This is a genomic window from Pullulanibacillus pueri (genome assembly GCF_014639255.1).
Classification (GTDB): domain Bacteria; phylum Bacillota; class Bacilli; order Bacillales; family Sporolactobacillaceae; genus Pullulanibacillus; species Pullulanibacillus pueri.
In genome coordinates this window covers 33,268-51,583 of the sequence record NZ_BMFV01000016.1, presented here as the reverse complement: position 1 = coordinate 51,583, position 18,316 = coordinate 33,268, and the positions used below count along the sequence as shown (strand labels likewise).

25 protein-coding genes are annotated in these 18,316 nt (G+C 43.3%); 23 read left to right on the top strand and 2 right to left on the bottom strand.

Going from position 1 to position 18,316, the window contains the following annotated elements; genetic code table 11:
* Positions 1-40 precede the first annotated feature (40 nt).
* Together def and IEV91_RS11305 are read right to left on the bottom strand one after the other, a co-directional pair.
* Positions 41-616: a peptide deformylase gene (gene def, locus IEV91_RS11310; RefSeq protein ID WP_027625331.1), complete on the bottom strand. Its 576-nt coding sequence runs from the start codon at positions 614-616 to the stop codon at positions 41-43.
* Entirely contained in the window at positions 609-800 is a 192-nt protein-coding gene (locus IEV91_RS11305) for a helix-turn-helix transcriptional regulator (protein ID WP_027625332.1), read from the bottom strand. Before IEV91_RS11305 ends, def begins: the two co-directional genes overlap by 8 nt.
* Before the next feature lie 284 nt (positions 801-1,084).
* Between IEV91_RS11305 and IEV91_RS11300 the strand changes: the two genes are divergently transcribed.
* The 23 genes from IEV91_RS11300 to IEV91_RS11190 all read left to right on the top strand — a co-directional run bounded on the left by IEV91_RS11300 (position 1,085) and on the right by IEV91_RS11190 (position 18,316).
* Positions 1,085-1,444: an HNH endonuclease gene (locus IEV91_RS11300; protein WP_027625333.1), complete on the top strand. Its 360-nt coding sequence runs from the start codon at positions 1,085-1,087 to the stop codon at positions 1,442-1,444.
* Between the two features lie 108 nt (positions 1,445-1,552).
* On the top strand, positions 1,553-2,104 hold the full coding sequence (locus tag IEV91_RS11295; RefSeq protein WP_001029957.1) for a P27 family phage terminase small subunit: 552 nt from the start codon (positions 1,553-1,555) through the stop codon (positions 2,102-2,104).
* 20 nt (positions 2,105-2,124) lie between these two features.
* Positions 2,125-3,291: a methionine adenosyltransferase gene (gene metK, locus IEV91_RS11290; RefSeq protein WP_188497524.1), complete on the top strand. Its 1,167-nt coding sequence runs from the start codon at positions 2,125-2,127 to the stop codon at positions 3,289-3,291.
* A complete protein-coding gene (locus IEV91_RS11285; protein ID WP_188497523.1) occupies positions 3,281-4,537 on the top strand; it encodes a site-specific DNA-methyltransferase in 1,257 nt (418 codons plus the stop codon). The genes metK and IEV91_RS11285 overlap by 11 nt, the downstream gene beginning before the upstream one ends.
* A 100-nt stretch (positions 4,538-4,637) precedes the next feature.
* Entirely contained in the window at positions 4,638-5,330 is a 693-nt protein-coding gene (locus tag IEV91_RS11280; RefSeq protein WP_188497522.1) for a virulence protein, read from the top strand.
* The gene (locus tag IEV91_RS11275; RefSeq protein ID WP_100330401.1) at positions 5,327-5,554 is read left to right on the top strand and encodes a DUF4314 domain-containing protein; all 228 of its coding nucleotides are present in this window, start codon (positions 5,327-5,329) and stop codon (positions 5,552-5,554) included. Before IEV91_RS11280 ends, IEV91_RS11275 begins: the two co-directional genes overlap by 4 nt.
* 134 nt (positions 5,555-5,688) lie before the next feature.
* Positions 5,689-6,588, top strand: a complete 900-nt coding sequence (locus tag IEV91_RS11270; RefSeq protein ID WP_188497521.1) for an amidoligase family protein — start codon at positions 5,689-5,691, stop codon at positions 6,586-6,588.
* Positions 6,589-6,626: 38 nt separating this feature from the next.
* Entirely contained in the window at positions 6,627-7,085 is a 459-nt protein-coding gene (locus IEV91_RS11265; protein ID WP_100330403.1) for a gamma-glutamylcyclotransferase family protein, read from the top strand.
* Positions 7,078-7,266 carry a DUF5049 domain-containing protein gene (locus IEV91_RS11260; protein WP_100330404.1) on the top strand — a complete coding sequence of 63 codons (189 nt, stop codon included), beginning with the start codon at positions 7,078-7,080 and terminating at the stop codon, positions 7,264-7,266. Before IEV91_RS11265 ends, IEV91_RS11260 begins: the two co-directional genes overlap by 8 nt.
* Positions 7,267-7,355: 89 nt before the next feature.
* Positions 7,356-8,960, top strand: a complete 1,605-nt coding sequence (locus IEV91_RS11255; RefSeq protein WP_188497520.1) for a terminase large subunit — start codon at positions 7,356-7,358, stop codon at positions 8,958-8,960.
* Positions 8,961-9,004: 44 nt separating this feature from the next.
* Complete coding sequence (locus tag IEV91_RS11250; protein ID WP_188497519.1) at positions 9,005-10,249, top strand: phage portal protein; 1,245 nt, start codon at positions 9,005-9,007, stop codon at positions 10,247-10,249.
* The gene (locus IEV91_RS11245; protein WP_124763834.1) at positions 10,250-10,939 is read left to right on the top strand and encodes a head maturation protease, ClpP-related; all 690 of its coding nucleotides are present in this window, start codon (positions 10,250-10,252) and stop codon (positions 10,937-10,939) included.
* A gap of 19 nt (positions 10,940-10,958) precedes the next feature.
* Positions 10,959-12,152, top strand: coding sequence for a phage major capsid protein (locus IEV91_RS11240; protein ID WP_188497518.1), 1,194 nt, complete (start codon positions 10,959-10,961; stop codon positions 12,150-12,152).
* Positions 12,153-12,164: 12 nt separating this feature from the next.
* A complete protein-coding gene (locus IEV91_RS11235) occupies positions 12,165-12,377 on the top strand; it encodes a head fiber protein (RefSeq protein WP_000121277.1) in 213 nt (70 codons plus the stop codon).
* A 26-nt stretch (positions 12,378-12,403) separates the two neighbouring features.
* The gene (locus IEV91_RS11230) at positions 12,404-12,724 is read left to right on the top strand and encodes a head-tail connector protein (RefSeq protein WP_000257312.1); all 321 of its coding nucleotides are present in this window, start codon (positions 12,404-12,406) and stop codon (positions 12,722-12,724) included.
* Between the two features lies 1 nt (position 12,725).
* Positions 12,726-13,061 (top strand): head-tail adaptor protein, encoded by a 336-nt coding sequence (locus IEV91_RS11225; RefSeq protein ID WP_019155112.1) that lies wholly within the window; start codon positions 12,726-12,728, stop codon positions 13,059-13,061.
* A 5-nt stretch (positions 13,062-13,066) separates the two neighbouring features.
* The gene (locus IEV91_RS11220) at positions 13,067-13,498 is read left to right on the top strand and encodes an HK97-gp10 family putative phage morphogenesis protein (RefSeq protein WP_188497517.1); all 432 of its coding nucleotides are present in this window, start codon (positions 13,067-13,069) and stop codon (positions 13,496-13,498) included.
* Entirely contained in the window at positions 13,495-13,836 is a 342-nt protein-coding gene (locus IEV91_RS11215) for a hypothetical protein (RefSeq protein ID WP_188497516.1), read from the top strand. The genes IEV91_RS11220 and IEV91_RS11215 overlap by 4 nt, the downstream gene beginning before the upstream one ends.
* Positions 13,837-13,839: 3 nt before the next feature.
* On the top strand, positions 13,840-14,430 hold the full coding sequence (locus IEV91_RS11210; protein ID WP_035197483.1) for a major tail protein: 591 nt from the start codon (positions 13,840-13,842) through the stop codon (positions 14,428-14,430).
* Between the two features lie 11 nt (positions 14,431-14,441).
* Positions 14,442-14,828: a hypothetical protein gene (locus IEV91_RS11205; RefSeq protein ID WP_019155108.1), complete on the top strand. Its 387-nt coding sequence runs from the start codon at positions 14,442-14,444 to the stop codon at positions 14,826-14,828.
* Positions 14,829-14,875: 47 nt separating this feature from the next.
* Positions 14,876-15,016 carry a hypothetical protein gene (locus tag IEV91_RS11200; protein ID WP_000525096.1) on the top strand — a complete coding sequence of 47 codons (141 nt, stop codon included), beginning with the start codon at positions 14,876-14,878 and terminating at the stop codon, positions 15,014-15,016.
* 14 nt (positions 15,017-15,030) lie between these two features.
* Positions 15,031-17,451, top strand: coding sequence for a phage tail protein (locus IEV91_RS11195; protein ID WP_188497515.1), 2,421 nt, complete (start codon positions 15,031-15,033; stop codon positions 17,449-17,451).
* 13 nt (positions 17,452-17,464) lie between these two features.
* Positions 17,465-18,316 carry a phage tail family protein gene (locus IEV91_RS11190; protein ID WP_040036569.1) on the top strand — a complete coding sequence of 284 codons (852 nt, stop codon included), beginning with the start codon at positions 17,465-17,467 and terminating at the stop codon, positions 18,314-18,316.

The following is an 18,316-nucleotide window of genomic DNA, read 5'->3' as shown; positions in this document are numbered from 1 at the left end:
CATTGCTTACCCACTTTGAATACCGACCTAATGCATGATCTCAGTATAAACTTTTACAGTTTTCTGGTAGTTTGAAAGGATTTTCTTTATTGATACGCTCATAAAACATAATTCCATTTAGGTGATCTATTTCATGTTGAATAACAATAGAGGAATAGCCATTGAGTTTTAATATTATTTCTTCTCCTTCTAAATTAAACCCTTTCACTTTAATTCTCTCATATCTTGGTACGAACCCATTTATATCTCGATCAACAGATAGGCACCCTTCACTTGGTGGTAAGTAAATCATAGAAACGGAATGGCTAATAATTTTTGGATTAATAAGGGTATATTCATGTTCTTTCCCCATCTCGTCAGTGAAATACGCTACAAACATTCGCTTATTCAAGCCAATCTGATTCGCGGATAATCCAACTCCTCCACGTAATTTATATTTTTTGGATAGAATGGGGTCTTGACTATTTTTTAAGAAATTCATCATACTAGTTAATGTTTCCTTATCTTCCTCAGGGGGAGGTACCATCACTTCCAGTGTTGGTCGATGTAAGATATCATTACCTTCCCTTACAATATCTTTCATTGTTATTATATAATTTGAATGAAATTTATTCATAAATAAACAATTCATCTACCTTTACTTTTAACGTTTTTGATAATTTGAAAGCCAGTTCCAGTGTGGGATCATATTTATCATTCTCTATACAATTTATTGTTTGTCTAACAACTCCACACTTCTTAGCAAGTTGCTCTTGTGTTATCCCCAATTTGTTCCGTATTGCTTTAATTTTATTTTTCAACAGTATCACCTATGTCAAAGATATTGGACATTGTTATTATAACAATTACAATAAACATGTCAATAACTTTGGATATTTTTGAAAATATCTATTGGTGGTTTTTGTACGCAGTAATCTGAATGCTCGCAAAAGGTTGGCACACTTTGGCACAGTTTGGCATACGATGACACTGTTTGTCTGTAGTGAAAGTTATATAATGGTAGTATGGAATATTAATAAACAGAAGCCTTCACGGGAGAACCACTCCTGCGAGGGCTTTTTCTATGGGCAAAAGGAGGTGCAGTATGCCAAAGAAACCTAAGCGACCGTGCTCTTACCCTGGTTGCCCAGAACTAACCGACAAGCGCTTTTGTGAAGAGCATAGTAAGAAGGAAGCTGCACGGTATGAAAAGTATGATCGTGACCCATCAACCCGTAAGCGTTATGGTCGTGCTTGGAAAAGGATACGTGACCGTTACATTGCAGCTCATCCTCTTTGTGAGGAATGTAAACGACAAGGAAAGCTGACCCCAGCAACCGAAGTGCATCATATTCTCCCTCTTGCAAGAGGAGGGACTCACGATAGAAGTAATCTGATGGCTCTTTGTACTCCTTGCCACTCTGCAATCACGGCAAGAGATGGAGACCGTTGGGGAACCCGATAGGGGGAGTCAAATCTCCACAGCTTTTCATTTGTGTAACGGGCGGGCAACGCGTGAAAATTCGCGGTTTCAAACAGGGTAATAGGCCCATTGACGAAAAGAGGTGAGTGAATGGCCAAAGATGGAACAAATCGTGGCGGTGCCCGTATAGGCTCCGGTCAAAAGAAGAAACCACTTGCTGACAAAATTGCAGAGGGAAACCCTGGTAAGAGAAAGCTTGAAGTCGTGGAGTTCCAAAATACCGCTGACCTGAAGGGGCAAGAAATGCCAAAGCCAATGGCCATGCTCTCCGCAGTGCAAAAGGATGGAAAAACCCTAGTAGCGAGTGAAATCTATGAAATTACATGGAAATGGCTTGAGGAACGTGGCTGTGCCCATTTGGTACTTCCACAGCTTCTAGAGCGATATGCCATGAGTGCGGCAAGATGGATACAGTGTGAGGAAGCAGTAACCGAGTTTGGCTTTCTAGCCAAACACCCAACCACCGGCAATGCTATTCAAAGTCCTTATGTAGCGATGAGTCAGAACTTTATGAGCCAGACAAACAGGCTATGGATGGAGATATATCAAATCGTTCGAGAGAATTGTGCTACAGAGTATTCTGGTTTAAACCCACAGGACGACGTGATGGAACGACTGCTATCTGCCCGCAGAGGAAAATAAAGATAAGGAGATATGATGTAATGAGTAAAAGATACTTAACAGCAGAAAGTGTATGCGCCGGGCATCCTGACAAACTATGCGACATCATAGCAGATAGCATTTTGGAAGCTTGCCTACGTAAAGATAGGGCATCAAGGGTGGCTTGCGAGGTTATAGCGACTAAAGGAAAAATTATCGTGGCGGGCGAGATCTCCTGCAGCGGGAAAATCGACATCCGATACATTGTTAGAAATGTCCTAAAAGAGATTGGATACAACCCTCTAAAATTTTTGATTTATGTATATGTACATAATCAAAGTGTAGATATTGCGGCTGGTGTGAACATCGCACTAGAAGCACGAAATGGGATAAACGAACAGTACGGTTCCATCGGTGCTGGAGACCAGGGAACTATGTATGGTTATGCTACAAAGGAAACAAGAGAAATGCTTCCCCTACCTCTTGTGCTTTCCCACAGAATCGTAAAGAGACTGGATGATTGTCGCAAAGGAAAACTGATAAAAGGGATTCTTCCTGATGGTAAAGCACAGGTAACAGTGGAGTATGAAGATGACACTCCAGTAAGAATAAAGACGATTGTGATTTCGGTACAGCATGATAAGAATAAAACACAGGACGAACTTAAGGCGGATATCCTTAACAATGTCTTATGGCAGTGCTTTGAGGACTTCCCTTTTGATGATGAAACCGAACTTCTTATCAATCCGTCGGGGCAGTTTGTTCTTGGTGGTCCCGCTGCCGATACGGGTTTGACTGGAAGAAAAATCATGGTCGACACCTATGGAGGGCTTGCATCTCATGGAGGTGGTGCTTTTTGTGGTAAAAACCCAACCAAAGTTGACCGAAGCGGTGCTTACATGGCTCGGTATATTGCCAAACATATCGTTTGGTGCGGTTATGCTAAGAAATGTGAAGTGAGTATTTCCTATGCCATTGGTAAGGCAAATCCTGTAGCCTTTACTGTAAATACCCTTGGCACTGGCACTATTTCTGATGAAATATTAACTCTTGCTGCTCAGGAGACTTTCAACTTAAGACCTGCGGCCATCATTGAAAAGCTGCGTCTAAGAAATGTGATTTATTCTGATACAGCGGTTTATGGTCACTTTAATAGTTGTCTGTTCCCATGGGAGGATGTAAATAAATACAGTGAGTTTAGAAAGGCGGTGGAAAAGTATGTTGATTGAAAAGATTAAAACAAAACAACTCATCCCCGCTGACTATAACCCAAGGAAGGATTTAAAACCGGGTGATCCAGAGTACGAGAAACTTAAACGTTCCCTTGAGGAGTTTGGGTATGTAGAACCCGTTATATGGAATAAAACCACAGGCAGAGTTATCGGAGGTCACCAACGCTTGAAAGTCCTGCTGAGTATGGGCATGGATGAAATAGAATGTGTAGTAGTTGAAATGGATGAGCAAAAAGAAAAGGCTCTGAACATTGCACTAAATAAAATAAGTGGTGATTGGGATAAAGATAAATTGGCGCTACTTATCACAGACCTAAATGCTTCTGTCTTTGATGTATCTCTAACAGGTTTTGACCCAGGAGAATTGGATGATCTTTTTAAGGATTCCCTTAAGGATAATATAAAAGAAGATGATTTCGATGTAGATAGCGAGCTGAAAAAGCCCGCTGTTTCGCATTTAGGGGATGTTTGGATACTTGGACAGCATCGACTTGTCTGCGGAGATAGTACGAGGAAAGACACCTTTGATGTCTTGATGGATGGGAAAGCTGCCAATCTGGTAGTTACGGACCCTCCATATAACGTCAACTATGAAGGTTCTGCTGGAAAAATAAAAAATGACAATATGGGTAATGAAGCGTTCTATGATTTCCTGCTTGCAGCATTTCAAAATACTGAAGCAGCGATGGCAAAGGACGCTTCTATTTATGTATTTCATGCCGATACGGAAGGACTCAATTTTAGAAGAGCATTCTCCGATGCAGGATTTTATCTTTCCGGCACTTGTATTTGGAAGAAGCAATCCCTTGTTCTCGGTCGTTCCCCTTATCAGTGGCAACATGAACCGGTACTCTTTGGATGGAAAAAGAAAGGCAAGCATCTTTGGTATTCAGACCGCAAGCAGACCACCATCTGGGAGTTTGAGAAACCAAAGAAAAATGGCGACCATCCAACCATGAAACCAGTGGCACTTGTGGCATATCCCATTATGAATTCGAGTCTTAGTAACTGCATCGTGCTTGATCCCTTTGGTGGTTCAGGAAGTACACTGATTGCTTGTGAGCAGACAGATAGAATTTGCTACACCATTGAACTGGATGAAAAGTACTGTGATGTCATTGTGGAAAGGTATATTGAGCAAGTCGGAAACTCGGATGGTGTGTTTCTTTTAAGAGATGGTTCGAAATTTAGATATGGTGACCTGCCAAATGTTGATTTATCTACACAAAATACCGCCGATTAATAGAACAGTATTTTCTACAGAAAGATGCTCTAAATGACTTGATAATAACAGCTTTTAGAGTGATACATGTACGTACCGAAAATAGAAAGGCGGTATGAAAATGAAGATTAACTATAATGTTACAGGACCAAAAAGAAAAGCACTGGTTAACGCGATCAGCCAAGAACTGAATGTTCCTGTTAAATACCTCGGTGCACCTACATTTGCATATGAGGTGGCTGACTACAATATTGACAAAAACGGAGTACTCAGTGGGCCAGATAATTCTGAACTGGTTGGTGACCTACTGAGACTTCACGACTTCAAGTCAATTTCAGAAGAATTTGAGACACCATTTCAGAAAACAGAAGCTACTGAAACTGAAGAAGCTATCAATCTGGTAATTCAAATGCCACGGGCAGATTTTACTGACATGGCCCTTGAGAACTTAAAAGGATTGGTAGAGAGTAAAGAAGCTCTTATAAAGACAGCACTTGATACGGACTCCATTCCAATCAATGTAACTGAAGAATTTGTCGCCTTCCCTTGGTTTCAAGGTGAGTGCTCAGCAGAAGAAGTTAAGGCATACACCCATTTTATAACAGCACTTTGCGAAATGGCGAAAAAACAGACCCGCGTCAACTCCACCGAGAAATCAGTAGAGAATGAAAAGTACGCTTTCCGTTGCTTCCTTCTCAGGCTTGGCTTCATCGGCCCAGAATATAAAACGGAACGAAAGATTCTCCTCTCTAAGCTATCAGGTAGCTCTGCTTTCAAAAGCGGGGCAGCCAAGCAGGAGGTGAGTGAACAATGAATATCATTCACCCAGAAATGTTAAAGCAACTTAGAAGCTATTACACTCCAGGAACCCGTGTCATGCTACTTAGAATGAACGACCCATATACAAAACTTCAACCCGGAGCTAAAGGTACGGTTACTAGTGTTGATGACATCGGAACGATTCACGTCAGTTGGGATTCCGGTGGTTCCCTTGGAGTGGCCTTTGGTGAGGATTTATGCAAGAAAATCGAAGAGTAACCATACACATTTTGAGCCAAATATGGCAGCAAATATGTAGATTTATATTGCGAAATTGTCTTGCTATAAAAGCCTTTTAGAGTGATATATGTACATGCCGAAAGGACACACACACTTTAGAAGGAGCGAGAGAAATGTTAAACGCAAAATTTGGAATCGAAATCGAGTTCACAGGAATCACAAGGGAAAGAGCAGCAAAGGTTGTTACTGAATTTCTACAAGGCACTTATGCTGAAGGCGGGACCTATTACGATACGAAAAAGGTAACAGCACCAGACGGACGGGTTTGGAAGTTTATGAGTGACGGGAGCATCCACTGTCAAAGAAAAGAAGGTGGAAGGAAGGTCGCCGCTGGCAGAGATTACAGCGTCGAGTTAGTCAGCCCCATCCTTACCTATCAAGAGGACATTGAAACATTACAGGAGCTGGTGAGAAAGCTTCGCAAAGCCGGAGCCTTTACAAATACATCTTGTGGCATTCACATTCATCTAGACGGTGCTAAGCATACACCAAGAAGTATCCGAAACTTTGTAAATATCATTGCAAGCAAAAACGACTTATTTTACAAAGCACTTCAAATTGCACCGCAGAGAATGAACTACTGCAAAAAGATGGACAGCATTTTGGTTGAGAAAATGAACCGCAGGAAGCCTAAAACTTTGAGAGAAATAGAGGACATTTGGTACGAAGGCTACAGTGAGAGTAGAAGCGCCCACTATCACAATAGCCGCTACCATTTCCTCAACCTTCACAGCTTTTTTACTGGAAACCATACAGTTGAACTTCGAGGGTTTAACAGCGAGCTTCATGCTGGGAAGATAAGAAGCTACATCGTTCTAGCTCTCGCCATTAACCACCAAGCCTTAACACAAAAGTGTGCATCGGCAAAGAAACCTCAAGTGGAGAACGAGAAATTCGCCATGAGAACCTACCTAAACCGAATTGGTTTTATTGGCGACGAATTTGCAAACTGCAGAGAACATTTAACCGCAGCACTTTCGGGTTCAGCTGCATGGCGGTTTCGGGCGGCCTGAGCTGCCCTTAACCCCCAAAGCTAAGAAGGAGGATGACAATGAATAGTAAATTATATCTTGCCTATGGCTCCAACCTTAACCTGGAGCAAATGGCCAACAGATGCCCCACAGCGAAGGTGGTAGGAACAAGCCAAATCAATAACCACCGCTTGTTATTTAGAGGGGCACACGCGGGCGCTGTGGCGACCATTGAGCCTTTTAAGGAGGACAATGTACCAGTTTTGGTGTGGGAAATCACACCGGCTGATGAAGCGGCACTTGACCGCTACGAAGGATGGCCTTTCCTTTATCGCAAGGAAACCGTAAAAGTGAAATTGAACGGCAAAACCGTTAATGCGATGGTCTACATTATGAATGACGGAAGACCGCTTGGACAACCGAGCTGTCATTATTACAGTACCATATTAGAAGGCTATAAGAGTGCGGGCTTCGATGTGGATATCCTGCGCAAAGCGACAACCGATTCAGCTGAATCGGAGGAGGCAATCAATGAATGAGATAATTAAGGAACAAATCCTTTCCATCCGTGAAAGTGGAGTCACAAATATGTTTGATGTGAACCGAGTCCAGTATGAAGCAAATGAACGAGGGTTTTATGAATTGGTAGTCTATTTAATAGACCATAAAGCGGAATATGCTCATTTCATAATGACAGGGGAAGTGGATGGAAATAAGTAAATAAAATTAAACAGGATAAGGAGAAGGGCTTCTATCTATAGGATTGAGGCTCTTTTCTTTTGTCCTTTTTCATAAAAGGGGCGGTGTTTATGCGGAAACTGAAGAAATATAAGCCGACCGCCTTTATAGCTGATGGGTCATATTACGATAAGGATGCTGCTGATTACGCTGTGGCTTTTATCGAAGCACTCTCCCATACGAAAGGTTTATGGGCAGGTAAGCCTTTTGAACTTATCGATTGGCAGGAGCAAATCATCCGTGACCTATTCGGAATTTTAAAGCCAGATGGATATCGGCAGTTTAACACTGCTTATGTAGAAATACCTAAAAAGATGGGAAAAAGTGAGCTTGCCGCAGCAATTGCACTTCTCCTCACTTGCGGTGATGGGGAGGAACGGGCGGAGGTGTACGGTTGTGCTGCCGACCGCCAGCAGGCATCAATTGTATTTGAAGTAGCAGCCGATATGGTGCGGATGTGTCCGGCACTAAATAAACGTGTAAAGTTGCTGGCTTCAACTAAGCGATTGGTGTACCTGCCGACCAACAGCTTCTATCAGGTATTGTCGGCTGAAGCCTACTCCAAACACGGCTTCAATATACATGGTGTTGTTTTTGATGAACTTCATACTCAGCCAAATAGGAAACTATTTGACGTTATGACGAAAGGATCTGGGGATGCGAGGACCCAACCGCTATATTTTCTTATCACCACTGCGGGGACGGATACCCAGAGTATCTGCTACGAAACACACCAGAAAGCGGTTGATATTATTGAGGGCAGAAAATACGATCCTACGTTTTACCCTGTAATCTACGGTGCTAAAGAAGAGGATGATTGGACAGACCCAAAAGTGTGGAAAAAGGCAAATCCAAGCTTGGGAATTACAGTGGGAATTGACAAGGTAAGAGCTGCTTGTGAAAGTGCAAAGCAGAACCCAGCTGAGGAGAACAGCTTCCGGCAATTACGCTTAAATCAGTGGGTTAAACAATCTGTCCGATGGATGCCAATGGCAAAGTGGGATGCCTGTGCATTTCCAGTTATACCAGAAAGTCTCGAAGGACGGGTGTGTTATGGAGGTCTTGACTTATCTTCTACAACAGATATTACAGCCTTTGTACTAGTTTTCCCACCGGAGGATGAAACAGATAAATACATTGTTCTTCCGTATTTTTGGATGCCAGAGGACAACATTGACCTCCGAGTTCGAAGAGACCATGTACAATACGATCTTTGGGAGAAACAGGGATATATTCTAACCACAGAAGGCAATGTAGTGCATTACGGCTACATTGAGCGGTTTATTGAAGAACTTGGCGAAAAGTATAACATTCGAGAAATTGCATTTGACCGTTGGGGAGCAGTTCAAATGGTTCAGAACCTTGAAGGAGCAGGCTTTACTGTTGTTCCATTCGGTCAAGGCTTTAAAGATATGTCACCGCCAACCAAAGAACTAATGAAATTGACATTAGAAGAAAGAATAGCCCACGGTGGGCATCCAGTGCTTCGTTGGATGATGGACAACATCTTTATAAAAACTGATCCGGCAGGTAACGTGAAACCGGATAAGGAAAAAAGTACAGAAAAGATAGATGGTGCGGTAGCGACCATCATGGCACTTGATCGTGCTATCCGTTGTGGCTCAGGTAATAGCGGAGATTCAGTGTATAACGAGAGAGGTTTGATTGTCTTTTAAACCTTAATGGTTAACAACAATGTTTATATTCGGAGGTGACGCCTATGAATCTAATAAAAGGACTGTTTCGGTCAAGGGACAAACCGCAAAACCGTGTGGGTAGTGCATTTTCCTTCCTGTTTGGTGGTACGTCATCTGGCAAAACAGTGAACGAGCGTACTGCAATGCAAGCAACAGCAGTGTATGCCTGCGTAAGGATACTAGCTGAAGCGATTGCAGGACTGCCACTCCATGTATATAGATATCGTTCTGATGGAGGTAAAGAAAAGATTCCTTTTCACCCGTTGTATTACCTTCTTCATGATGAACCAAATCCAGAGATGACTTCATTTGTGTTTCGAGAAACACTGATGAGTCATCTTTTGCTTTGGGGAAATGCCTATGCACAGGTGGTCAGAAACGGTCGTGGGCAGGCAGTGGCGCTTTATCCCCTACTCCCCAACAAGATGGAGGTTAGTCGAGCAACAAATGGTGAGCTGGTCTATACCTATTACCGTGATACGGATGAAAGTGGCCTAAACCCAAAAGGCGGCTATGTCACACTCCGTAAAGATGAAGTTCTTCACATTCCTGGCTTAGGTTTTGATGGACTCATTGGTTATAGCCCTATTGCCATGGCTAAAAATGCAATCGGTATGTCACTTGCTACTGAAGAGTACGGTGCGGCATTCTTTGCCAATGGTGCAAATCCCGGAGGTGTGCTGGAGCACCCAGGTGTAATCAAAGATATACAGAGGGTCAAGGAAAGTTGGAATAGTGCCTATCAAGGCACAGGCAATGCTCACAAAATTGCTGTGTTGGAGGAAGGCATGAAGTTTCAAGCCATTGGTATCCCACCGGAACAGGCACAATTTCTTGAAACACGGAAATTCCAAATTAATGAGATTGCGAGGATTTTCCGAGTGCCACCCCATATGGTGGGTGATCTTGAGAAGTCTAGTTTCTCCAATATTGAGCAGCAGTCTTTAGAGTTTGTAAAATACACCCTCGATCCGTGGGTGGTGCGATGGGAACAAAGTCTTCAGCAATCGCTTATTTTGCCTTCTGAGAAAACTTCACTGTTTATCAAGTTCAATTTGGACGGTCTGCTTCGTGGTGATTACCAAAGTCGTATGAATGGCTACGCTACAGGTCGTCAAAATGGCTGGATGTCAGCCAACGATATCCGTGAACTGGAGGACATGAACAGAATACCGGCTGAGGAAGGCGGCGATTTATATCTGGTTAACGGAAATATGACAAAACTGGCTGACGCAGGTGCGTTTGCCAAAACCGAAGGAGGTCAGTAAATGAGGAAGTTTTGGAACTGGGTGCGAGATTCTGATGAAGAACGTACCCTCTATTTAAACGGAGTGATATCCGAAGAAACGTGGTGGGGCGATGAGGTCACACCTAAGATTTTTAAAGATGAATTGCTGGCAGGCACCGGCGATATTACGGTGTGGATTAATTCCCCTGGTGGTGATGTGTTCGCAGCAGCCCAGATTTATAACATGCTGATGGAGTATACCGGAAAAGTCAATGTAAAGATTGATGGGCTTGCGGCAAGTGCGGCATCCGTTATTGCAATGGCTGGTGGAGATGTATATATGTCCCCTGTTTCCATGCTGATGATCCATAACCCATCAACGATTGCTATCGGTGACAGTGAGGAAATGCTGCGAGCAAAGGCTCTATTAGATGAGGTCAAGGAAAGTATTATTAATGCCTATGAGTTAAAGACGGGCCTTTCTCGAACAAAACTCTCTCATCTGATGGATGCAGAATCATGGATGAATGCAAATAAAGCCATTGAACTTGGTTTTGCAGACAAGATCATGTTCATGGAAAGTGAAACACCGGATTTGACGGATAGTCTTATCTTTAGCAGGATGGCGGTTACTAACTCGCTTATCAGCAAACTGCCAAAACAACCAAAACAGAAAACAGGTACACCCATTGAGTCGCTGGATAAGCGGCTTTCTTTAATTTCGCACTAAATTTAAGGAGGAAATAACAATGAGTAAAATTCTTGAATTGCGCGAGAAACGCGCTAAAGCATGGGACGCAGCAAAGGCATTCCTTGATTCCAAACGTGGTGGTGATGGACTGTTATCCGCCGAGGACACGACAACCTATGAAAAAATGGAAGCCGATGTGGTGGCTCTTGGTAAGGAAATTGAACGTTTGGAACGCCAAGCATCTATCGATTTGGAACTGTCGAAAGCAACCAGTAACCCAATTACCAATGAACCTACTAGAACTGGAGAGGAAAAGACCGGTCGTGCAAGTGCTGAATACAAAAGAGCTTTCTGGAATGCAATGCGTGACAATGTTAGCTATGAAGTAAGAAACGCTCTAAAGATTGGCACTGATTCTGAAGGCGGATTCCTTGTGCCAGATGAGTTTGAACGTACTCTAGTAGAAGCTCTAGAGGAAGAAAATATTTTCCGTAGATTGGCTAATGTAATCACTACATCTTCTGGTGACCGTAAGATTCCTGTTGTTGCAAGCAAAGGCACTGCAAGTTGGATCGATGAAGAAGGAGCTATTCCAGAGAGTGATGACAGCTTCGGTCAAGTATCGATTGGTGCTTATAAACTAGCAACGATGATCAAAGTCTCTGAGGAACTGCTAAATGATTCCGTGTTTAATCTCGAAAGCTACATCACAAGAGAATTCGCCCGTCGCATTGGTAACAAGGAGGAGGAAGCCTTCTTCATAGGTGACGGTACAGGAAAGCCAACAGGAATTCTGAATGCTACTGGTGGTGGTCAAGTTGGGGTTACTGCGGCAAGTGCCACTGCCATCACTTTGGATGAGGTATTAGATTTATTCTACAGCTTAAAAGCACCGTATCGAAATAAGGCAGTATTCGTAATGAATGACGCCACTATAAAAGCTATCCGTAAATTAAAGGACGGAAACGGACAGTACTTATGGCAACCTTCTGTCCAAGCGGGGACACCTGATACGATTCTTAACCGCCCGCTGTACACCTCATCATATGTACCTACTATTGAAGCAGGTGCAAAGACTATGGTATTCGGTGATTTTAGTTATTACTGGGTGGCAGACCGTCAAGGACGCGTATTCAAACGATTAAATGAACTCTATGCTGTTACAGGTCAAGTAGGATTTATTGCGACTCAGCGAGTTGATGGAAAGCTTATCTTACCGGAGGCCGTTAAGGTACTCCAACAGAAAGCCTAACGGAGGTGCTTTATGAGTTATAACACGAAGAATTATACCGAACAAGGCGGAGAAAAAACTGTCATCGGAGGTGTTTTAGAAATTAAAGAAGGGGCCTCGGTTATGGGGCTTCCTGTTGCTGAAAACCAGGCAGACAGCACCGCCACCGATGTTGCTGGTCTAGTTACGGACTTCAATGCCCTGCTTGCCAAACTAAAAGCAGCGGGGCTTATGGAGGCTGACTAAGGTGGAATGTAAAGGAGGTTGGTGGTATGGCAGTGGCAGATAATCTCTTGCCTAAAGTTAAAGCGAACTTAATTTTAGCACATGATCAGGATGATGCCCTCCTTATTGGATTTATCACTGCTGCAGTCTCCTATGCACAAAGCTATCAGCACGTTCCTGAAAACTATTATGAAACACATGCTATGCCTCCAACAACAGAACAAGCAGTGATCATGTTGTCGAGTCATTTCTATGAAAGTAGAGATGGCTCGACGGCAGGTTTCTTTGCTGATAGCGTACAGGCGGGACAACAAGTATGGAATACAGTGAACTTGCTTTTACGACTTGATCGAGAGTGGGGTGTTTAGTGTGAGCTTTGGGAAGATGAACACCTTCATCGATATCATTTGCACGATACCCACAAAGGATAAGGAAGGCTTCGCCACAAAAGATGACAACATACTCGCAAGTGTACTTGCTTACAAGGAAGATCGGCATGGCAGTGAGCGATGGACGAATATGGCATCATTTTCATCTGCAACTTCCCTATTCAGGTTTAGAAAAATCTTCGGACTTAAGGTGACCAATGAAATGGTTATCGTCTGCGATGATGGCAGATATCAAATTTTAAGTGTTGAGGATGTAAGAAATCGAGGTATGTATGTCGAGGTTTTAGCCGAAAAGCTAGAACCAACTGTGAGGTGATGGATATGGCAAAAGCGAATATAAAGATGCCAGAAGAATTCCTTTTAAAGGTATCTCGATTAGCTGACCAGACCGATGTGATTCTTCCTAAGGTTTTGGAAGTTGGCGGTGAAGTGGTGCTTGATAAAGTCAAAGGAAATCTAAGTAAGGTGGTTGGCAAGGGCACGAAATATCCATCCAAAAGCACTGGTGAGTTGCTATCTTCACTGGGTCTTTCTGGAGCAAAGCAAGATAGAAACGGAAACTTCAATGTAAAAGTCGGCTTTGCCGAGCCACGATCTGACGGCGAGAGCAATGCTAAACTTGCCAGCATTATCGAATATGGCAAACATGGTCAGCCTGCAAAACCCTTCCTAAAGCCTGCGAGGAATGCATCTAGGAAACCTTGCATCAACGCAATGGTCGCCAAGCTGGAGGAGGAGATCAAGAAGATATGAATATTTTAGAGGAATTGAATACCCTTGTTTCCACTATACCGCTCCCCGTGGAAACCGGGGTTTTTTCAGGTTTGGCACCAGATGAGTATGTCGTGATTCTCCCTCTTTCGGATATTTTTGAAGTTCATGCGGATAACCGTCCAGGCTTTGATGTGCAGGAAGCGAGGATATCATTGTTCTCAAAAAGTAACTACTTAAAGAGGAAAAGACAGCTCACCACTTCTTTAATAAATGCGGATTTTACTGTGACCGAACGGAGATACATCGGACACGAGGATGATACTGGATATCATCATTATGCCATCGATGTGGCAAAAAACTATAGATTGGAGGAATAACACATGGCAACGATCGGTCTTGATAGACTGTACTATTCAAAAATAACCGAGGACACTAACGGTGAGGAAACTTATGCCCAACCTTCCGTACTTGCAAAAGCCATCACTGCTGAACTCTCGGTAGAACTGGTGGAAGCAATTCTGTATGCTGACGATGGTGCGGCTGAGGTTGTGAAAGACTTTAACAGTGGTACTCTCACTCTCGGTGTTGACGACATTGGTCCGACAGTTGCAGCGGATTTAACTGGTGCTTCTACAGATGACAACGGAGTATTAATCTCAGCCAGTGAAAATGTGGGTACACCAGTTGCAGTGGGGTTTCGTGCGCAAAGGGCTAACGGAACATACCGCTATTTTTGGCTGTATCGCGTTAAGTTTGGACTACCAGCTACCAACTTACAGACAAAGGCTGATTCCATTACCTTTTCTACACCCACCATCGAAGGAACCGTTATGCGTAGGAATAAGCTGGATGGATTGGGCAAGCACCCATGGAAAGCGGAAGTTACAGAAGGTGATCCTGGTGTTTCATCGACCACCATAACAGGCTGGTTCACTGAAGTCTATGAACCTGTATATACACCTGAACCATAGGAGGGGAAATCATGGATAATGATAGAAGTGCCTCAATCAACATAGGTGACAAAGAGTATGAACTGGTTTTAACTACACGTGCAACAAAGGCCATTGCCGGTCGTTACGGTGGTCTTGAAAACCTTGGAGAAAAACTGATGAAATCAGAAAACTTCGAGATGGCACTGGACGAGATTGTTTGGCTAATCACGCTGCTTGCAAACCAGTCCATTTTGATTCGTAATCTTAAGAATAAGAACGCACCAGAAGAATTGCTTACAGAGGAAGAAGTGGAGCTTCTTACTTCACCGCTTGACTTAGCGGCATATAAAACTGCAATTACCGAGGCAATGTTCAAAGGTACAAAGAGAAATGTGGAAAGTGAGGAGGAAACTCCAAAAAACGTGGAAGTCGGGTAACGGACGCTGAGGTCTTTACCCGGCTTCTTTATTATGGAACAGTCCAGATGGGCATGGAGGCAGAGGAATTCTGGCTTCTGCCAATTGGACTGTTTTTTGATTTATGGGCTTGCCATAAGCAGTGGCATGGCATTGAAAAGCCAAAGAAAACTCAGACCATTGACGATATTATCCCACTAGGCATATAGGAGGAGGTGAAGGTATGGCGGATAATTTTGGATTAAAAATAGGTGTCGAGGGTGAGCGAGAATTTAAGAAGGCACTCTCCGAAATCAATCAATCATTTAAGGTACTAGGTAGTGAAATGGCCCTTGTAACCAGTCAATTTGATAAAAACGATAAATCCATTCAATCGATCACGGCTCGAAATGCCGTTTTAAATAAAGAAATTGACGCACAGAAAGAAAAGATTTCTACCCTTAAGGCTGCCCTTGATAATGCCTCCTCCTCTTTCGGTGAAAATGACCGCCGCACCCAAAACTGGCAGATACAATTAAATAGGGCTCAGGCAGAACTGAACCTTATGGAACGTGAACTTGAGGAGTCTACAATTGAAGCGGATAATCTCGGTGAAGAGTTAGAGGATTCAGGTAAAAGTGCAGAGGATGCTGGTGGCAGGTTTGAAAAGCTTGGCGGTGTACTCAAGGGCATTGGTGTGGCGATGGGTGCGGTTGCCGTTGCCGCTGGAGCCGCGGCTATTAAGTTAGGTAAAGAGGTAGTTACTCAGTTCGGAGAATTAGAACAAAACCTAGGTGGATCGGAGGCGGTTTTTGGAGCATATGCTGCATCGATTCAGAAAACTGGTGAGGAAGCCTATAAAAATCTAGGTGTTTCCCAAAGTGAGTACCTTGCAACTGCCAACAAAATGGGCGCGTTATTCCAAGGTTCTGGTATACAGCAACAGAGAAGTCTTGAGCTAACTGAAAAGGCCATGCAACGTGCGGCAGACATGGCATCTGTTATGGGTATTGATATGTCCTCGGCATTGGAGGCAGTCACTGGGGCGGCAAAGGGTAACTTTGATATGATGGATAACTTAGGTGTTGCGATGAACGCTACAAACATCGAAGCCTATGCTCTCGCAAAGGGTCTGGATTTCACTTGGAATACTGCAACACAAGCGGAAAAAGCCGAAGTAGCAATGCAAATGTTCTTTGAGAACACAGAGCAGTATGCAGGTAACTTTGCAAAAGAATCAACCGAGACAATCTCCGGTTCTATTGGGTTACTACAGGCCGCACTTGGTTCATTTACAGCTGGACTCGGTAATGCCAATGCTGATATGACGAATCTGACTGAGAATCTTGTTGATGCTTTCGAGGCGGTTGTCACTAATATTGTACCGGTTTTAGAAAATATCGTAGCCGCCTTGCCAACAGCGACAGGCGCAATATTAGCGGCGGTTGCAGAATTGCTACCAATGCTTCTTGAATTAGTTACAAATATATTCACGCAAGTACTGGAAACAATGTTAAATCTTTTACCGGAACTTATCCCAGCTGCAGTAAGTGCTCTAATGACGATTGTCGGTGCATTAATTGATAACCTTCCACTGCTAATAAATGCAGCAATTGAATTAGTAACAGCACTTGTGGAGGGAATCGGCATAGCGTTACCACAACTCATCCCTGCGGCAGTTTCTGCAGTTATGCAGATTGTCCAAGGATTGATGGATAACCTACCACTCATTTTGGATGCCGCTTTGCAGTTGATTTTAGGATTAGCACAGGGATTGGTAGATGCCATACCCCAGCTTACTTCTGCATTGCCTGTCATCATCAAAGCAATAGTGGATTTTATCATTAAATCTATTCCGCAGATTATTGAAGCGGGTATTCAATTATTGTCCTCACTGGTTACAGCTTTGCCTACCATTATTACAGCAGTTGTGGAAGCAATTCCGCAAATTATCGACAGTATCATCAATGCTGTTATTGGCTCGATTCCTTTGATTATTGATGCAGGTATCCGGCTTCTAGTTTCACTCATTCAGGCATTGCCGCAGATTATTACTACTGTTGTAGGTGCTATTCCCAAGATTGTTAGCTCGCTGGTCAATGCCGTTATTGGTAACATCGATAAGATTATCTTAGCGGGTGTACAACTGTTTGTGGCATTGATTGCAAACCTACCAAGGATAATCGTGGAGATTGTTAAAGCAGTACCGCAGATTATCTCTGGACTGATCAAAGCCTTTACTGGCTATATCGGTCAAATGGCTCAAGTGGGTGGCAATCTGATTAAAGGTCTATGGCAAGGTATTTCAGACGCAGGGGCATGGCTATGGAGTAAAATATCTGGATTTTTCGGAAATGTTGTTTCAAGGATTAAAGACTTCTTCGGTATCCGCTCTCCTTCAACCCTATTTGCTGGAATTGGCCGCAACATGGGTGAAGGTATCGGTGTAGGTTTTGAGGATGCAATGACAGCAGTTTCAAGGGATATGCAAAATGCAGTGCCAACCAGCTTTGACTTTAATTACAGAGGTGTATCTGGGCAAGGCAATGCCACTGGTGCAAGTATCACTCAAAACATTTCTGTAGTGACACCTAAGGCTCTATCAGAAAAAGAACTAGCACGGGAGTTTAAGAACCTATCCCGTAAACTGGCACTTGAATTGTAAAGGAGGTACGGCAATGGAACTAACATATACCAATAGAGATGGAGAGAGTATTACGCTAAAGCAAAGCCGACCGTACTTTCTTACGAAGATAGATGGTACTGGCAACATCCGTCAAACTGTTAACACTTTCAAGGCGCCAGACCAAGATGGCGCTTTTTATATTTCCTCCACACTAGATATGCGAAACATAACGATTGAAGGTACGGTTGTTGCTGATACTCCCGATGAAGCTTATAAAAGGAGACAACACTTCCTTCAAATATTCAGCCCAAAGCTACTAGGAACCCTTCAATACCGTGAGAGACAGATTTCCTGTGTGGTAGAGGAAGCAGGTTTTAGTGTTTCTAATCGGCAACGAATACCAAACTTCTTTGTCAGTCTGCTCTGCCCATCCCCTTTCTTTGAGACATTAAATGAGGTGCGAGAGGAACTGGCATCATGGATACCGCTATTTGAGTTTGAATTGGAAATTCCAATGACTGGGATGGAGTTCGGAATGCGTCAACCTAGCCAAATCATTACGGTGGAAAATATAGGGGATGTATCTTGTGGATGCGAGATAGTGTTTAGGGCCTTAGGTACTGTGTCGAACCCTGAACTATTAAACATAGACACGGGAGAATATATCCGACTTCTCACTACAATGAGCGCTGGGGATGAACTTCGTGTATATACCCATTTCGCTGGTAAGCGTGTGATCCAAGTTGATGGTTCAACGGTTACAAATGCTTTTTCACTGTTGGATACCAATTCGGTGTTCTTTCAACTGGCGGCAGGCCTTAATACACTGAGATACGATGCTTCTGTCAATATGGAATTGTTAGAGGTTAGTATTTACTTTCGTCCGCAGTTTCTGGGGGTGTGA

What these genes read in the sequence shown, in the direction of transcription:
- def (WP_027625331.1), bottom strand. Translation starts at nt 616, where the DNA reads ATGAATAAATTTCATTCAAATTATATAATAACAATGAAAGATATTGTA.
- IEV91_RS11300 (WP_027625333.1), top strand. Translation starts at nt 1,085, where the DNA reads ATGCCAAAGAAACCTAAGCGACCGTGCTCTTACCCTGGTTGCCCAGAA.
- IEV91_RS11295 (WP_001029957.1), top strand. Translation starts at nt 1,553, where the DNA reads ATGGCCAAAGATGGAACAAATCGTGGCGGTGCCCGTATAGGCTCCGGT.
- metK (WP_188497524.1), top strand. Translation starts at nt 2,125, where the DNA reads ATGAGTAAAAGATACTTAACAGCAGAAAGTGTATGCGCCGGGCATCCT.
- IEV91_RS11285 (WP_188497523.1), top strand. Translation starts at nt 3,281, where the DNA reads ATGTTGATTGAAAAGATTAAAACAAAACAACTCATCCCCGCTGACTAT.
- IEV91_RS11280 (WP_188497522.1), top strand. Translation starts at nt 4,638, where the DNA reads ATGAAGATTAACTATAATGTTACAGGACCAAAAAGAAAAGCACTGGTT.
- IEV91_RS11275 (WP_100330401.1), top strand. Translation starts at nt 5,327, where the DNA reads ATGAATATCATTCACCCAGAAATGTTAAAGCAACTTAGAAGCTATTAC.
- IEV91_RS11270 (WP_188497521.1), top strand. Translation starts at nt 5,689, where the DNA reads ATGTTAAACGCAAAATTTGGAATCGAAATCGAGTTCACAGGAATCACA.
- IEV91_RS11265 (WP_100330403.1), top strand. Translation starts at nt 6,627, where the DNA reads ATGAATAGTAAATTATATCTTGCCTATGGCTCCAACCTTAACCTGGAG.
- IEV91_RS11260 (WP_100330404.1), top strand. Translation starts at nt 7,078, where the DNA reads ATGAATGAGATAATTAAGGAACAAATCCTTTCCATCCGTGAAAGTGGA.
- IEV91_RS11255 (WP_188497520.1), top strand. Translation starts at nt 7,356, where the DNA reads ATGCGGAAACTGAAGAAATATAAGCCGACCGCCTTTATAGCTGATGGG.
- IEV91_RS11250 (WP_188497519.1), top strand. Translation starts at nt 9,005, where the DNA reads ATGAATCTAATAAAAGGACTGTTTCGGTCAAGGGACAAACCGCAAAAC.
- IEV91_RS11245 (WP_124763834.1), top strand. Translation starts at nt 10,250, where the DNA reads ATGAGGAAGTTTTGGAACTGGGTGCGAGATTCTGATGAAGAACGTACC.
- IEV91_RS11240 (WP_188497518.1), top strand. Translation starts at nt 10,959, where the DNA reads ATGAGTAAAATTCTTGAATTGCGCGAGAAACGCGCTAAAGCATGGGAC.
- IEV91_RS11235 (WP_000121277.1), top strand. Translation starts at nt 12,165, where the DNA reads ATGAGTTATAACACGAAGAATTATACCGAACAAGGCGGAGAAAAAACT.
- IEV91_RS11230 (WP_000257312.1), top strand. Translation starts at nt 12,404, where the DNA reads ATGGCAGTGGCAGATAATCTCTTGCCTAAAGTTAAAGCGAACTTAATT.
- IEV91_RS11220 (WP_188497517.1), top strand. Translation starts at nt 13,067, where the DNA reads ATGGCAAAAGCGAATATAAAGATGCCAGAAGAATTCCTTTTAAAGGTA.
- IEV91_RS11215 (WP_188497516.1), top strand. Translation starts at nt 13,495, where the DNA reads ATGAATATTTTAGAGGAATTGAATACCCTTGTTTCCACTATACCGCTC.
- IEV91_RS11210 (WP_035197483.1), top strand. Translation starts at nt 13,840, where the DNA reads ATGGCAACGATCGGTCTTGATAGACTGTACTATTCAAAAATAACCGAG.
- IEV91_RS11205 (WP_019155108.1), top strand. Translation starts at nt 14,442, where the DNA reads ATGGATAATGATAGAAGTGCCTCAATCAACATAGGTGACAAAGAGTAT.
- IEV91_RS11200 (WP_000525096.1), top strand. Translation starts at nt 14,876, where the DNA reads ATGGGCATGGAGGCAGAGGAATTCTGGCTTCTGCCAATTGGACTGTTT.
- IEV91_RS11195 (WP_188497515.1), top strand. Translation starts at nt 15,031, where the DNA reads ATGGCGGATAATTTTGGATTAAAAATAGGTGTCGAGGGTGAGCGAGAA.
- IEV91_RS11190 (WP_040036569.1), top strand. Translation starts at nt 17,465, where the DNA reads ATGGAACTAACATATACCAATAGAGATGGAGAGAGTATTACGCTAAAG.